Source organism: Polaribacter septentrionalilitoris (assembly GCF_009832745.1).
GTDB lineage: Bacteria > Bacteroidota > Bacteroidia > Flavobacteriales > Flavobacteriaceae > Polaribacter > Polaribacter septentrionalilitoris.
This window is the reverse complement of the sequence record NZ_VRMJ01000046.1, coordinates 35,904-53,008: the sequence shown is the minus strand read 5'-3', so window position 1 is coordinate 53,008 and position 17,105 is coordinate 35,904. Positions and strand designations below refer to the sequence as shown.

Below are 17,105 nucleotides of genomic sequence, written 5' to 3'. Positions count from 1 at the left end.
ATGAAGAAAACTATTTTATTATTAGTTGGAGTAGTTTTTTTAACCACTTCAACTTTTAGTATGTCAAACTCACCCAGTTGGGCAGACGCACAATGGATTTGGCAACAAGAAGATGGGCCAGCAAACACTTGGGTAGCATTTCGAAAATCATTCAACTTAAATGAAATTCCAGACCAAGCATTATCAAAAATTGCTGTGGATACCAAATATTGGCTTTGGATTAATGGAGAGATGGTATTGTTTGAAGGCGGATTAGCTAGAGGTGCTGCACCAAATACCAATTATTATGATGAAGTAAATTTAAAACCCTACTTAAAAGAAGGGCAAAATACCATTGCTATTTTGGTTTGGTACTGGGGTAGAACTCGAAAAGTACACGATGATAGTGGAAAAGGAGGCTTGTTATTTCATGCCAATTTAGGGCAACAAACGTTAGTTTCTAATGCTGATTGGAAACTAAAAGTACATCCTGCATATGACCCACGAAGTGGAGGAGGAGGTAAAAGCGCAAACAGAGTAAATGCTTATAATGTTAAGTTTGATGCTAGAAAAGCACTGGGAGATTGGTCTGATAAAGCCTGGTATTCTAATAATTTTGATGATACTAATTGGAATAAACCAGTTGAAAAGGGAGTTGCAAATAGTAAACCATGGGGAACTCTAGTAAAAAGAGCTATTCCACAGTGGAACGACAGAGGGTTAACAAATTACGAAGCGCTTACTTTAGCATCAAACAAAAACAAAATTAAATTACCTTTTAAAAACACAACAGATTCTATAGTTGTAATTCACGCAAAACTGCCTTTCAATCAACAAATTACACCCTATTTAAAAGTAAATAGTAAAGCTGGTAAAACCATTATTGCAGATATGGACAATCGGTTTAATATGCTAAAAGGAACTTATATTACTAAAAATGGTGTTCAGGCATTTGAAAGTTATTCATGGATAAATGGTCACGTGGTAGAATATACAATTCCTGCAGGAGTTGAAGTTTTAGAATTGAAATATCGTTGGACAGGTGTAGGAGAAATGTCAGGTACTTTTGAAACAAGCGATCCTTATTTTACACGTTTATGGTGGATGGCTCGTAATACGTTATATGTTTGTGCAAGAGATGGTTATATGGACTGTCCAGATAGAGAACGTGGTTTGTGGGTTGGAGATGTAGCCGACCAAACAGGAGCAGTTTTTTATACGTTGGATGAGCCTGGGCGTCTATTATTAAAAAAAGGAATTGATAATACGATTGCTTATAGAAAGGGAGATACTATTCAAGGATTAGCACCTGGATTTGGTGCATATCGTGGAAAAAGCAGTGAGTTAACTGGGCAAAGTTTACAGTATATTGATCAAGGTATTTGGCAATATTATTACAATACTGGTGACAAAGCGACTCTTGAAAATGCATACCCTGCTGTTTTAAATTATTTAAAATTATGGGGCATGCAAGAAAATGGTTTACCAAAACACAGAAAAGGCTATGCCAATTGGGTAGATTGGGGAATTGATACAGACCCAGTAGCAACAAATGTAGTATTGTACTATATGGCATTAAAGTCCGCTAAAAAAATGGCTATTGCTTTAGGAAAAACCAAAGATGTTGCTTGGTACGATACTCGTATCAACAGTATTAAAAAGAATTTTGATAAAGAATATTGGCAAGGGAATCGTTACGGCTCAAAAAAGAAAAAAATTGAAGAACGGGTAAGTGCCTTAGCGATTATTAGTGGATTAGCTAAAAAAGAACATTACACTATTTTAGTAGATAGTGTTTTAGTGCCTGTAAAAAAATCAAGTCCACACATGGAGTGGGTAGCCGAAGAAGCTATTATGCTGACAGGACATTATGATAAAGGTTTAGAGCGTATGAAACAACGTTATCAACAACAAGTAGATCGTAAATGGTTGACAACACTTTATGAAAAATATCAACCAAAATTACGAGGAACATACAATCATGCTTGGAATGCACCAAACTACGTGCTTTCAAGATACATTGCAGGTATAAAAGCTACCAGTGTTGCTTGGGAAACTTTTGAGGTAAAGCCCAACTTAGCCCACATGACTTCTGTAAAACAAGTAGTACCTTCTGTAAAGGGCGATATTACACTACAGGTTAATAATACAGAAAGCAATTATAAATTAGATTTAATTTCCCCAGAAAGCACAACAGCAACAGTTTATCTACCCAAAGAAGGAAAAGAAATTGCAAAAATTTTGGTAAATGGTAAAGAAATCTTGAAGAAAGGAAAGTTTAAAAGCAAGATAAAAAAGATAAAATTCTTACAAGAAGATGAGGAATACGTAACTCTTGAAGTTAAAGAAGGAAACTGGAATTTTAGCATCACTTATAAATAATTATTGAAAAGTATGACAACAAGAAAACAATTTTTCACTTTATTCAGTGCTGTTTTAATTGGGTTTAGTGTTTTAGCTCAGAACAATCAAAAAGGAAAAAAACAATTGATTAATACTGATAAAGAACCAAAGTTAACCAGTAAAAAATTCAAATCACTTTTTGATGGAAAAACATTAAATGGTTGGTCTCCTAAACAAGGAACTATGAAATTTGAAGTTGTTAATGGAGAAATTGTAGGCACTTGTAGTAAAGGACCGAGTACTTTTTTATGTACTGATAAAAAATACACAGATTTTATTTTTACCTGTGAAATGAAATGGGATGTTGATGGAAATACTGGAGTTCAAATTAGATCAAGAATAAGAAAAGATCCAAATAGAAATACAGTAATTGGTCCTCAAGCAGAAATGGAAGATTTAGGTAAAAAAGGACGTGGTTGGTCAGGTGGTATTTATGGTCAAAACTGTGGTGGATGGTTTTACCCTTTAAAAGCTCCAGAACATAAACCTTTAAAAAATGCCATTGACAGAAACGGTTGGAACAGACTTACCATCAAGGTAGAAGGAAACGTATTTAAAACATGGGTAAATGGAATACCTGCTGCAAATTGGATTGATGAAAAAAATGAGTTTCCAAATGGTTTTATAGGTTTACAAGTTCATGGAGGAAAACAAGGTATTATCCGTTGGAGAAATTTAAAGATTAAAGAATTATAACGAAAGCTAAAAAGTAATTTATAATGAAAAACATATTATCAATAATCCTTTTTAGTTTGCTGTTTTTTTCTACGAAAGCACAAAATACAAGTGATAAGAAAATGAATATTGTGTTTATTTTGGCTGATGATTTGGGTTGGGCAGATGTAACACTTTACGGAAAAACAAAACTTTACGAAACGCCTAATTTAGAACGTTTAGCAGCGCGTGGCATGACTTTTAAACGAGCTTATGCCGCAAGCCCATTATGTTCACCAACAAGAGCTAGTATTTTAACAGGACAAACTCCGGCGCGAACTGGAATTACGTCTCCTGCAGCTCATCAACCTAAAGTACAATTAAAAGCGTCAGTTCCTAAAAAGGCGGCTGTAGGTTTTAAATCAGTTGCTTGTAAACCAGTAACGAGGTTAGATACCATAATACCAACTCTTGGAAAACTTTTAAAAAGAGAAGGGTATCAAACAGCACATTTTGGAAAATGGCATTTAGGTAGAGAACCTTATACGCCCATTCAACATGGTTTTGATGTAGATCTACCACATTGGCCAGGACCAGGACCAGCAGGTAGTTTTGTGGGGCCGTGGAAATATCCAAAATTTAAAGCAAAATATAAGAACGAGCATATTGAAGATCGAATGGCAGATGAAGCTATCAATTGGTTGCGTTCAGTTGATTTAGATAAGCCATTTTTTATGAATTATTGGCAATTTTCGGTTCATGCTCCTTTTGATGCTAAAGAAAGTTTGATAAAATATTATCAATCTAAAATTGATTTTACAGATCTACAGCATTCACCAACTTATGCGGCTATGGTACATTCTTTAGATCAAGCAGTGGGGCGTTTACTAGATGAAATTGATAGATTAGGAATTAGTGATAACACAGCAATCGTTTTTTTTAGTGATAATGGAGGAAACATGTACAATGGAATTCGCGAAACTTCCAAATCGGGAGAAGAATTTATAACCGAACCTACAAGTAATCGTCCTCTACGTGGAGGAAAAGCAACCATTTACGAAGGGGGTACTAGAGTGCCTTGTGTAATTGTATGGCCTAAGTTGACAAAGCCAGGATCAAGGTCAGACGTTATGATTCAATCCACCGATTTTTATCCAACAATTTTAAATCAATTAGAAATTAAATTGCCTAAAAAACATAAAATTGATGGCGTAGATATTACTAATGCCTTAAAAGGCGAAGCTCAAGACAGAGGACCAATCATCACCTATTTTCCTCATAATCCAAAAATACCAAATTGGTTACCACCTTCGGTTTCTATTCACGATGGAGATTGGAAGTTGATTCGCGTATTTCATAATGGAAAAGATTTTAAACATCAGTACTTCTTATATAACTTAAAACAAGATATCGGAGAAGTACATAATCTAGCATCGAAGTATCCAGAAAAAGTAAAAAAACTAGATACTTTAATCGAGGAACACCTAAAGGATACTAATGCTGTTCTTCCAATTATAAACCCTGCATTTGATTCACAAAAATACCATCCAGAAGAAATAGGAATTCAAAAAGGAGGACTGCGTGTTGCAAAAAGAATTATACACAATAAAGAATAATATGCGACTGTTAATTTGCTTTCTATCGATTTTAATTTTTGTGTCTTCTCAGGCGCAAACTAAAATACCTTTAAAAAAATCCACCATTCCAAATTTTATGGAGGTTAGTAATGATTCATTACGAGTAAAATTAGATTTAACAAGAGGAGGTGCCATTGCTTATATCTCAAAATCTGACGTAGATAGAAATATCGTAAACGTTCATGATGAAGGGAGATACATTCAGCAATCATATTATGGAGGTAATATAATTAATAGGCAAGAAGAAGGTCAGAAAAAAGCATGGTCGCCTTGGTCTTGGAATCCCATTCAAGTAGGGGACTGCTATAAAAATAGAGCAGAAATTTTAGAATACAAACAACAAGGAAATACACTTTATGTAAAATGTATCCCTATGTTGTGGGATATGAAAAATAAGCCTGCAGAAGCAATCATGGAGCAATGGACAACTTTAGAAGGTAATGTTATCAAAGTTCAAAATAAATTAACCTGTCATCGAACGGATACTATTTATGGTGAAGGGAAATCGCATAATCAAGAATTACCTGCAGTTTACCCAATATCAGCCTTAAATAATTTGTATTCTTATTTTGGAGATAAACCTTTTACGGGAGAGCCAGTGAATAAACCAAAAGTAGTAAACTTAACAAGTGGTTTTTGGGGGAAATATAAAAATGATATGGTTACCGAAAGCTGGATGGCTTTTGTAAACGATGATTTTTGGGGAATGGGAGTGTATTCTCCAAAATGTACCAACTTTTTAGCAGGAATGTCTAGAGAACCTGGTTATGAAGCTCAGGATAGAGCAACGTCATATATGGCACCATTAAATAAAGAATCACTTAATAAAAATACAGTGTATGAGTATACTTACTATTTAATAGTAGGTGATTTAAATAATATTAGAAAAAATGTTTATGATTTAAACGAGTCAATAAAAAGTAAATAATGATAGTTTTTTTGAAATTCAAGGCAAAGTTTTTTGTTTAAATTAAAGTTGAATCGAAAGAAAATGGTGTATCTAAATAGTTAGATAAACCTTAAAATTACACAATACATGGAAAGAAAAATTTATTTAAAATTTTTATTAATAACTACAGTACTTTGTACTACGAAATTTTATGGTCAAAGCTTTAAAATAATTGGAGATAATATAGGATTAAGAAGAGCAATTACCGATACAATACAATCTGGTGATTTTACTTTAGGAGTAAATCGCAATGGTGGTGGCTATATTACAGAAGTTAGTATTCCGGGAATTGGAAATACTATGGGGATTCAAGCCCAACGCTATGGTCGGGGAGGACAATCATCAATTCGAGATTTGGCTCGCGGAGGGCAATATAATCCAACCCAGGCAGGATTTAGTGATGAAGGTGGAACCGTATGTGAAGTGGTAAAAACTGCTGAAGGTAAAATCGTCATCCCATCAAGAGGATGTGCTTTATACAATGGTGATGGGAAATTTGACTATACTCGATGGGAAAATATTGTTCCTGATCATCCACACATCTTAGATAATAATAATAGTGATCAAGATACTATTGAGGAAGAAAATCTTTCTGTTGTCATTGATGGTAGAACGTTTACAAATCAAGCTGCCGAAGTTCATAGTGATTTCGATTTTTATTGTGAATACCAAAATGTAAAAAATAAATTAAATTTAGATATACCAGCTATAAGACATTATTTAGAATATCGGTTTGTTCGTTCTTCTACCTTACCCAATTCAGCCATGAGACAATTTAACAGCCCCGCTTTGAGTGCTGTTGGCAAGTGGAGTCCTGAAAAACTCCAAGATGATATATCTACGCAATTTCCAGTGGGCATTCACCCTGGAAGTACAACTAATTTAAATTATGTTAGTTATTCATGGAGTATTCGAACAGATGTTGCGATATGGAACCCGATTTACAGGTATGCTCAAAAAAATGATAACTCATGGGAAATAGTGGAACGTCAAGGGACTTTCAAAGGCGATATCTCCAACTATAAACAAAACTTTATTGTGGCAGATTCCAATGATGAAAATAGTGGTCATGCTTTAGGTTTTTACTTACCAGACACCAATATAAATACTTTTGATGTTGTTGGTGTAAATGAATCGGATGGATCGGAAGCATACAGAGATAACAGAACATTAGAAAAGCTTTATTTAGATATCCCTTATAGAACACCCACAATGTCTTGGATAGGTTTTAGAAAAAGGTTTAAAGGTCTTATTGACAGGTCTATATTATCTGCTACAAACCCGGGTGTTTATGAAAAATTTCGTCAAGAAAGTATTCTTTTATATGGAACTCCAGCTCAATTAAAGGCTACTTTTGTAAAATTAGATTCATACTATGAAACCTTATCAGTTCCAGAACTATCTTTAAATGATAACTCTGAATTTGAAATATATCCCAACCCTGCAAAATCGGATGTTCATTTAACACTCAAAACTAGCGAATCAAAAATTGAAGTATTTAGCATTGAGGGAGTTAAGGTTTATGAAGCCTTAGAGTTTTCAAAACAAGCCATAATTCCACTAAATCAATTTAAGGCGGCAGGTCTTTATTTTGTTAGAGTAAATAATACTACTAAAAAACTAATAATTTATTAAAAATATAAAAACTATATAAATATGTGACTTTTATCAAGAATAACCTTTTTTCTTTTGATACTGTTTTTTTGTGAATTGTTATAACTCTAAAAACCAGAAGATACATTATTAAAGCAAACGAAAACATCTTAGGTGCTTAAATTGTTGCCAAGTGCATAAACTTTTAAAACAGACTTTAAATAACTAAAATATTGATAAACAAATAAATTTCATAATAATATGAAAATAAAAATATTACAAAAATTGACGCTTATCAGTTTGGTTTTATGCAGTGTATACTCTTGCAAAACCGAGCCTAAGAAAGAAAATATAAAAACCAAACCCAATTTACTATTTATTTTTGCAGATCAGTATCGTCAAGCATCGTTAGGATTTCTAAAAGAAGATCCTGTACATACTCCAAATTTAGACCAATTGGCAAAAGAAGGGGTGTTTTTTAGTGAAGCTGTTTCAAACAATCCTTTATGCAGTCCGTACCGCGCGATGCTAATGACTGGACGTTATTCTTTATCAACAGGAGTTGTAGAAAATTGCAATTCTCAAAGAACTGCGTTGGGAAATTATTTAAAGAAAGATGAAATTTGTTTTTCTGATGTTTTGGTAGAAAATGGCTATAGTGCAGGCTATGTTGGTAAATGGCATTTAGATGGGCCAGAACCTACACCACCAGATGTAAAAAGGGTTTGGGATACTTGGTGCTCTCCAGATCGTAGACACGGTTTTTCTTTTTGGTATGCTTACGGAACTCACAATAGACATAATGCACCTTATTATTGGACAACCGATGCCAAAGAAGATGAAAAAACATATATCAAAAAATGGTCTGCAGAACACGAAGCAGATGTTATTATTGATTATCTTAAAAATAATGAAAAGCAACGAAAATCTGAGGAGCCTTTTGCCCTGTTTTGGTCTATAAATCCACCTCATACACCGTTCAAACAAGTACCCGAACGCTATAGAAAACGCTATGAAGGGATGACTCATAAAGATGTTTTAAATCGTCCCAATGTGCAGTTTGATGACAATTATGAATTAAAAAGAGGCGATCATGGTGTAGAAAAACGCTTAGATCAGGCTACCGATTATTTTGCTTCAGTAAACGGAGTTGATGATCAAATAGGACGTGTGATTACAAAACTAAAAGAAGCAGGATTGTATGAAAATACCATTATCGTATTTTCGGCAGATCACGGAGAAATGTTAGGAAGTCAAGGATTGATGCATAAAAATGTATGGTTTAAAGAAGCGTATAAAATTCCTTTAATTGTGCATTATCCAAAAAAAGTAAAACCAAAAACCGACGATATTTTATTAAGCGTACCAGATTATATGCCCACTATATTAGGTTTAATGGGACTTGAAAATAAAATACCAAACGTGGTTGATGGTGAAAATTATGCGGATTTATTTTTTGATAAACCCGTAAACAGACCAGAAAAGCAATTGTATTTTGGAGGAAAAAGTTTTGCTTCAAAAGGCGATGCTAGAGGTTTTAGAACGAAAGACTATACCTATGCTGTGGTGAAACACGAAAATGGGAATAAATTTCACTACCTCTATAACGATGCTAAAGACCCGTATCAAATGAAAAATATTTGGGGAGAAAATCCAACTTTAGATAATAAAATGAAAACGGAGTTAGCTACATTGTTAACTTCTATGAATGATCCTTGGTAAAAAAAACATTATGGAAACAAATAGACGCGATTTTATAAAAAGTTTGTCAGCATTAGGTATTGTTGGTTCTATATATCCTCTTTTATCTGCTTGTGCAAGTAAAAATGGAAATGAATATTTAAACGAAAACATTACAAAAATCGAAATATTTCGATACGATATTAACATACCTCGTTATTTTTCTTGGGGAACTTGGCACAACCGTCAACATTTATTTATTAAAATATCTGCAGGTGATTTTTATGGTTGGACAGAAACACCAGCATCCAAAAACAATCCAGATTTTAAACCAACGGCTTGGGTAAATTATTTAAAGCAATTTAAAGGAATGACTTTAGGTGAAGCTCAAAAATTTTTAGCATCAGAGCAAGTTTTGGGTTCAAAACGCTCTCTAAAAATGCTAGAGTCTTTAGATATGGCACTTTTAGATGTATCAGGAAGACTACAAAACAAATCTGCTGTTGAATTGTTGGGATTAACAGGAATAAATCCAGTTTCAGGGCTGTATTGCATTCTAGATAAGGACGAGAAAAAAGTTAGAGAAGAAGCTGAAAAAAGTATCGAACAAAATCTTGCACATCATATGAAATTTAAAATGTATGGTGATGAAAAAGTGGATATGAAGTTGTTAAATACGATTAGAGATGTTTTAGGAGATGAAGCTGTAGTAATTTCAGACGTGAATAAAGGCTATAAAAAGTGGAAATCATTAGACGAATTAAAAGGGATTTTAGATCGTTTTAAAGCTAATGGACTAAATGCTATTGAAGATCCAGCACATTTAAAAACAAAACAATGGATACAATTGCAAGAAATGGTGGGTGATTTAAACTTGATTCCAGATGCGCCTATGCGTCCTGCTTGGAAAGGCATCAACACAATACAAAAAGGAATGGGACATATTTATAATCTGCATCCCTCTACAATGGGAAGTTTAACCCACACAGCAAAATTAGCGCATAAAGTAAAGGAAATAGATGCAAAAGTAATGATAGGTGATGATAGTTTGGTGGGTCCAGCTTGTTCTGCGTGGCAACAAATAGCAATAGGCGTTGGAGCCACTTGGGTAGAAGCCATTGAGAAAAAAGAAGATTCTAAAAACTATTTAGAATGTTTGCAAAGCGCTGCTACAAAAAAGGAACCCAATGGATATTATTCCTTTAAACCATCACCTGGTTTTGGACTAGAAATAGATACAGACCGTTTGAAAAAAGTAAGTGAATTGTATATAGAAGTTTAACATAAATACAAATTTTTAAAAGAATATTGAAAATGATAAAAAATATAATGATGAACCTTAAAAAGACAATACCGTTAATTTGTGCGGCGTTATCTTTTTTTATGATAACGAGTTGTCAAAAAGAACAAATTGTTCAAAAGCCAAATGTGCTACTTATTTGTGTGGATGACCTTCGTCCAGAATTAAAGAGTTTTGGAGCAAAGTATATTAGCTCACCTAATATTGATGCTTTAGCGGAAAAAGGAATTAAATTTCAGAAACATTTTGTAAACGCCCCAAGTTGCGGTCCATCTCGATATACCTTATTAACAGGACAATATGGGCATTATGGAAATAACGCACTTTTTCTTAGAGCAAAGAAAATAAAAAATGGCAAAGAAGAAACAAAACAAAGTATGCCAGAGTGGTTTAAAGCACATGGTTATACAACAGTTTCAGTCGGGAAAGTATCTCATCACCCTGGAGGAAGAGGTGGTAAAAATTGGAATGATAGTACAAAAATTGAAATGCCAAATGCATGGGATAGACATTTGATGCCAGTTGCGGAATGGCAACATCCGCGTGGGATGATGCACGGATTAGCTAATGGAGAGATTCGGGTAACAAGAGGTGGTATGGACGTTTTTCAAACGGTAGAAGGGAATGATAACATTTATCCAGATGGAGCAATTGCCGATGAAGCTTTAAAGCAGCTGCGCGAACTGGCAAGTAATAATGAAAAACCATATTTTCTTGCTGTTGGAATTATTAAACCACATCTGCCTTTTGGTGCACCAAAAACATATTATGATAGGTATGATGGTGTTGACCTTCCCGAAATAAAACACCCTCAAAAACCGAAAGGAAGAACAACATGGCATGGATCTGGTGAATTTATGAAATACAATCGTTGGGGTAAAAATCCTAATAAAGATGTTGATTTTGCGAATGATGTGCGCCGTCATTATGCCGCTTGTGTGAGTTATGCCGATGCTCAAGTTGGTAAAGTTTTAGCCGAACTGAAAAGAACAGGTGCGGATAAGAATACCATTGTGGTGCTTTGGGGCGACCACGGTTGGCACTTGGGAGAGCACTCCGTTTGGGGGAAACATAGTTTGTTTGAAGAGTCCTTGCATTCTCCTCTAATCATTCACTACCCTGGGATGGAACAGTCAGGATCTAATACGGATGCTGTCGTTGAAACCCTCGATCTTTTCCCTACTTTATGTGATTTAACAGGTATTGATAAGCCAAATTATATTCAAGGAGAATCGCTTAAAGATATATTGGTTAATCCGAATACCGATGGTCATACAGCTATAGCATACACAAATAAAGCTTCAACCATTAGAACGGAAACACATAGGATGACACTTCATAAAGATGGGTATGTAGAATTATACGACCACACCACTGAAGAAAAGGAAACCAAGAATATAGCTGAAGAATATCCAGAATTAGTTGAGGAGTTAAAAGTGAAGTTAAGGTCTAGGTTAAATCTAAAGTAAAAATAAATAAAATAATGATAAAAGTAGGATTATTTGGAATAGGTTTAGATACCTATTGGCCACAGTTTGAAGGACTGTTAGAACGTTTAGAAGGTTATCAACAACAAATCGCTACTAAAATGGAAAATTTTGGTGCCGAAGTTGTAAATGTTGGTTTGGTAGATTCTCCTGTGGTTGCAAGAGAAAAAGCAGAGGTACTTAAAAAAGAAGACGTAGATATATTGTTTTTGTATATATCAACGTATGCCTTATCATCAACAGTATTACCGGTTGTGCAAAAAGTAAAATGCCCTGTGGTTATTTTAAACATACAACCAGTTGCAGCCATAAATTATGACAGTTTTAATGCTCTGGGAGATCGTGGAAAAATGACAGGAGAGTGGTTGGCGCATTGTCAGGCGTGTTCTGTTCCAGAATTTGCGAATGTATTTAATCGTGCAGGAATTGATTATGAATTTGTTACAGGATATTTGGGAGAACAAGTCGTTTGGGACGACATTCAGGATTGGATAGATGCTGCCAAAGTTGCATCTATAATGCAAAATAATAGGTTAGGTGTTTTAGGGCATTATTATGCAGGAATGTTAGATGTATATTCCGATTTAACCAAACAATCTTCAGCCTTTGGAACACACATAGAAATTGTTGAAATGTGTGAAGTTAAAAAGTATAGAGATGCGGTTACCCAAGCTGAGGTTGATGACAAATTAAATGAATTTAAAACCACATTTGAAGTGATTGATACTTGTGAAGATGCCGAATTAATTCGTGCAGCAAAAACATCAATCGCCTTAGATAAATTAGTAGACAATCACGATTTGGGTTCTTTAGCCTATTATTATGAAGGAGAAAATGCCAATGCATATGAAAATATAGTAACTTCAGTTATTGCTGGAAACACCTTATTAACTGGTAAAAATGTCCCTGTAGCAGGCGAGTATGAAGTGAAGAATGCCCAAGCCATGAAAATTATGGATGCCTTTGGTGTTGGTGGTTCATTCTCTGAGTTTTATGCAATGGATTTTAATGATGATATTGTAATGTTAGGACACGATGGACCTGCACATTTTGCGATAGCAGAAGGCAATGTTCAATTAGTGCCATTACCAGTCTATCATGGAAAACCAGGTAAAGGTTTGTCTATTCAAATGACTGTAAAGCATGGACCAGTTACACTCTTGTCTGTTGTTGAAGGTAAAGATGATGTGTTCTTGTTAGTGGCTGAAGGCGAATCTGTAGAAGGGCCTGTATTACAAATAGGTAACACAAACAGTCGTTATCGTTTTTCAATTGGAGCCAGAGCATTTATGAACGAATGGTCTAAACAAGGGCCATCGCATCATTGTGCTATCGGGGTAGGACATATTGCCAACAAAATAGAAAAATTTGGAAATATTTTAAATTTACGAGTGGTTCGTATTTGTTAATAGAGAACCTTATTTTGGGATAAATCATATCAAATGAGTTCCCAAGTATTAAAGCAATTTCAATTTTAAGTTGAAAGAAAATAAAAATAAAATGAAACAAAAACTTTTTACCATAAGCTACTTACTACTTTTATTTTCAACACTAAGTATAGCGCAGACAAAATCTAAAATCTATAAAAAAGGGTGGAATGATTTGAACAAAAATGGGAAAATGGATGTCTACGAAAATCCGAATGCACCCATAGATAAACGTGTAGATGACCTATTGTCTCAAATGACATTAGATGAAAAAACCTGTCAGTTTGGAACTATTTACGGATACAAAAGAGTCATTAAAGACATACATCCTACAGAAGATTGGAAAAAACGCATCTGGAAAGATGGCGCGGGTAATTTAGACGAGCACATGAATGGACGTGGAGGTATTAAACCGTATCTCGGTTTTAAAGAACACGCAGAATTAATGAATGAAATTCAAGCATGGTTTTTAGAGGAAACACGTTTGGGAATCCCAGTTGATTTTACTTGCGAAGGCATTCGCGGTGTGGGGTATATCAACGCCTCTAATTTTCCAAACCAAACAGGGATAGGAGCCACTTGGGATTTAGATTTGGTAAAACGTGTAGGTATGGTAACAGGTAGAGAAGGAAAAGCTGTAGGTTATACTAACGTGTATTCTCCAATATTAGATGTAAGTAGAGATCCAAGATGGGGACGCGCGGTAGAGTGTTATGGAGAAGATCCATTTTTAGTAGGTGAGATGGGAAAAGCACAGGTCAATGGTATTCAATCTGTGGGCATGGCATCCACTGTAAAACATTTTGCAGCGTATAGTATTCCTAGTGGTGGACGTGATGGAGGGGGACGTACTGATCCTCAAGTACCTTTTCGCGATATGCACGAGTTATTGTTAGCACCATTTCGCAAAGTATTTACAGAAACTGATGTGATGGGTACCATGAGTTCTTTAAATACCTACGATGGTGTTCCTGTAACAGGAAGTCATTATTTTTTAACTGAATTGTTAAGAAACCAATACGGTTTTAAAGGTTATGTGGTTTCAGATAGTGGCGCAGATTTTTGGCAATATACCAAACATAAAACAGAACCAACCGTTGTTGATGCCATAGCCAAAGCTTACAACGCAGGGCTTAATGTACGTACCGATTTTAAAAAAATGGAAGATTTGGTACAGCCCTTACGTGATGCTGTAAAGCAAGGAAAAGTTACAGAAGAAACCGTAAACGCTAGAGTAGCTAATGTGTTACGTGTAAAATTTAAATTAGGACTTTTTGATACGCCTTTTGTTGATGCCGATAAAGCGGAAAGTATTGTGCATAATAAGGAACATGAAGCTATTACTTTAGAAGCGGCTAGAAAGTCTATCGTACTTTTAAAAAATCAGGATGAGGCGTTGCCTTTAAATGCTAAAAAAATCAAGACATTATTAGTAACCGGACCTAACGCCAACCATGTAAAACCAATGATTAGCAAGTACGGGCCAGGGCTATCAAAAGTAATTACGCCTTTAAAAGGGATTAAGGCACGATTAGGAAAAAAAGTAGATGTATTGTATGCCAAAGGTTGCGATCATGTAGATGCAATGTTTCCAAAATCGGATGTGATGCAAATAGCACCTAACCAAGAAGAGTTGGCAGAACTTAATGAAGCCAAAGAAAAAGCAAAGTTAGCAGATGCTATTGTAGTTGTTGTGGGAGACGATCATTTCACTACAGGAGAAGCGCATTCTAGAACTTCACTTAATTTACCAGGACACCAAAGTTTATTAATTCAAGAAATGGTAAAATCAGGAAAGCCTGTAACTGTTGTATTAATGATTGGTCGTGCGGCTTCTATCAACTGGACAGACCAGTATGTGCCAGGTATAATCGTAAGTTGGTTTGGTGGTGAAAAAGTAGGAAAAGCAGTTGCCGAAACCTTATTTGGCGATTATAATCCAGGAGGAAAACTACCTGTTACTTTTCCAAGTACTGTAGGGCAATTGCCAATGGCATTTCCATACCGTGTAAAAGCTTGGGGTGGACAAAGTAAAAAGAATGATCCAAATGGATGGGGACAAACACGCTTGGTCAATCCGTTGTATCACTTTGGGCATGGTTTAAGTTACACATCTTTTGAGTATAACGATTTAAAGATAAGTCCTGCGAATCCTTCCGTAAACGATACCATTACCATAAGTTGTACCATTAAAAATACGGGAAATCGTAATGGTGATGAGGTGGTACAATTATATCTTAGAGACCAAATAGCTTCTGTGTCTCCATTTGACCAATTGCTGCGCGGTTTTAAACGAGTAACCTTAAAAAAAAGGGAATCTCGTAAAGTAACATTTACCATTAATCCCAAGCGCGATTTAGAAATGCTAGGTTTAGATAATACATGGATTGTTGAACCAGGCGTATTTAAAGTAAACATTGGAGCTTCTTCTGTTGATATCAAACTAAAAGGAGAGTTTAAGTTGCGTTAAGATTTATAAGAAAACGCACAGAGAAGCTAATGTAAAACTTATGAGGGTTAGTGTTGCATTTAGAAAACACGTTTTAATATAAAAATTAAGAAGAATAGTTTATGAATATGGTTTACAAATTACTGCTAAGAACCTTACTGTTATTTACATTGGTATTAGCCTCATGCAACAAAAAACAAGAGGTAACAGCTCCTAATATCATCATTATAAATGTTGATGATATGGGGTGGAAAGATGTTGGTTTTATGGGAAGTGAATATTATGAAACTCCTAACATAGATTATTTATCGAGCTTAGGTATGGTATTTACAAATGGTTATGCATCAGCTTCAAATTGTGCCCCTAGTAGAGCATGTTTAATGACAGGGCAATGGACACCACGTCACGGGGTTTACACCGTTAGCCCTTCAACACGTGGAAAATCTGAAGACAGAAAATTGATTCCAATAAAAAACACACATACACTCGCCAAAAAACATACTATTTTACCAAAGGTATTACAAGACAACGGCTACGTGACTTGTCAGGCAGGAAAATGGCATTTAAGCAATAATCCTTTAGAATATGGATTTGATGTAAATATTGGAGGTGGTCATAATGGACTGCCTAAAAGTTATAAGCCACCATACAAAAATGTAATAATTGAAGGTGATTCTGATAAATATCTTACGGATGCTATAATGGAAAAAGCAATTCAATTTGTAGATACCGTACAAAAACCATTTTACCTTAATTATTCGCCTTATGCCGTTCATGTACCCATAATGCCAGTGGATAGTATTTTACCAAAATATGAAAAAAAAGCACCTTGGAAAGGTCAGGGAAACCCAGAATATGCTTCTATGGTTGATAATTTAGATAGAAATATAGGGTTACTTATCGATAAACTAAAGGAAAAACATTTGTTTGATAATACGTTGATTGTTTTTACTTCAGATAATGGTGGTTTATACGGAATAACCAAACAAAAACCATTACGAGCAGGTAAAGGGAGCTATTATGAAGGTGGTATTAGAGAACCATTTTTCTTTGTCTTAAACGATAAAATTAAACCAAATTCTAAGAGCGATGTGCCTATAACAAACCTAGATGTCTTTCCAACAATTTTAGAATATGCAGGAGTGAAAAATGCAAGTCTAACTTTGGATGGAAATAATCTGTCTTCGATTTTAGAAGGAAAAGAGGAAAAATTGGAACGTCCTTTGTTTTGGCATTTCCCTATCTATTTACAAGCCTATAATGTAAATGATAACGAAAACAGGGATTCTTTATTTAGAACACGTCCTGGTTCTGTTATACGAAAAGGCGATTGGAAACTTCATTATTATTTTGAAGATGATGGTGTTGAGTTATATAATTTATCTGAAGATATTGGGGAAAGAAATAATCTTTCAGAAACGAATCTAGAAAAGAAAGAAGAGTTATTTAAAATATTGAAGACATGGTGGAAATACACGAATGCACCTATTCCAAAAACTAAAAATCTAGAGTACATCAATAAGATCTAATACTAATTTATATTAAAA

The 17,105-nt window shown here is 34.8% G+C and carries 11 protein-coding genes; all 11 read left to right on the top strand.

The window, feature by feature from the left end:
- The 11 genes from FP421_RS14380 (at position 1) to FP421_RS14330 (ending at position 17,087) form a co-directional block, all read left to right on the top strand.
- Entirely contained in the window at positions 1-2,361 is a 2,361-nt protein-coding gene (locus tag FP421_RS14380) for an alpha-L-rhamnosidase-related protein (protein ID WP_159951809.1), read from the top strand.
- A gap of 12 nt (positions 2,362-2,373) precedes the next feature.
- The gene (locus FP421_RS14375; RefSeq protein WP_159951807.1) at positions 2,374-3,078 is read left to right on the top strand and encodes a 3-keto-disaccharide hydrolase; all 705 of its coding nucleotides are present in this window, start codon (positions 2,374-2,376) and stop codon (positions 3,076-3,078) included.
- 23 nt (positions 3,079-3,101) lie between these two features.
- Complete coding sequence (locus FP421_RS14370; protein WP_159951805.1) at positions 3,102-4,652, top strand: sulfatase; 1,551 nt, start codon at positions 3,102-3,104, stop codon at positions 4,650-4,652.
- 97 nt (positions 4,653-4,749) lie between these two features.
- The gene (locus FP421_RS14365) at positions 4,750-5,601 is read left to right on the top strand and encodes a hypothetical protein (protein ID WP_159951803.1); all 852 of its coding nucleotides are present in this window, start codon (positions 4,750-4,752) and stop codon (positions 5,599-5,601) included.
- Positions 5,602-5,709: 108 nt separating this feature from the next.
- Complete coding sequence (locus FP421_RS14360; protein WP_159951801.1) at positions 5,710-7,257, top strand: T9SS type A sorting domain-containing protein; 1,548 nt, start codon at positions 5,710-5,712, stop codon at positions 7,255-7,257.
- Between the two features lie 219 nt (positions 7,258-7,476).
- A complete protein-coding gene (locus FP421_RS14355) occupies positions 7,477-8,937 on the top strand; it encodes a sulfatase family protein (protein ID WP_159951799.1) in 1,461 nt (486 codons plus the stop codon).
- 10 nt (positions 8,938-8,947) lie between these two features.
- Positions 8,948-10,177: a mandelate racemase/muconate lactonizing enzyme family protein gene (locus FP421_RS14350; RefSeq protein WP_159951797.1), complete on the top strand. Its 1,230-nt coding sequence runs from the start codon at positions 8,948-8,950 to the stop codon at positions 10,175-10,177.
- 32 nt (positions 10,178-10,209) lie between these two features.
- Positions 10,210-11,664, top strand: coding sequence for a sulfatase (locus tag FP421_RS14345; RefSeq protein ID WP_236548130.1), 1,455 nt, complete (start codon positions 10,210-10,212; stop codon positions 11,662-11,664).
- Positions 11,665-11,678: 14 nt separating this feature from the next.
- Positions 11,679-13,091, top strand: a complete 1,413-nt coding sequence (locus FP421_RS14340; RefSeq protein ID WP_159951795.1) for an L-fucose/L-arabinose isomerase family protein — start codon at positions 11,679-11,681, stop codon at positions 13,089-13,091.
- 91 nt (positions 13,092-13,182) lie between these two features.
- Positions 13,183-15,579 (top strand): glycoside hydrolase family 3 N-terminal domain-containing protein, encoded by a 2,397-nt coding sequence (locus FP421_RS14335; RefSeq protein WP_159951793.1) that lies wholly within the window; start codon positions 13,183-13,185, stop codon positions 15,577-15,579.
- 101 nt (positions 15,580-15,680) lie between these two features.
- A complete protein-coding gene (locus tag FP421_RS14330; RefSeq protein ID WP_159951791.1) occupies positions 15,681-17,087 on the top strand; it encodes a sulfatase in 1,407 nt (468 codons plus the stop codon).
- Positions 17,088-17,105: the final 18 nt, after the last annotated feature.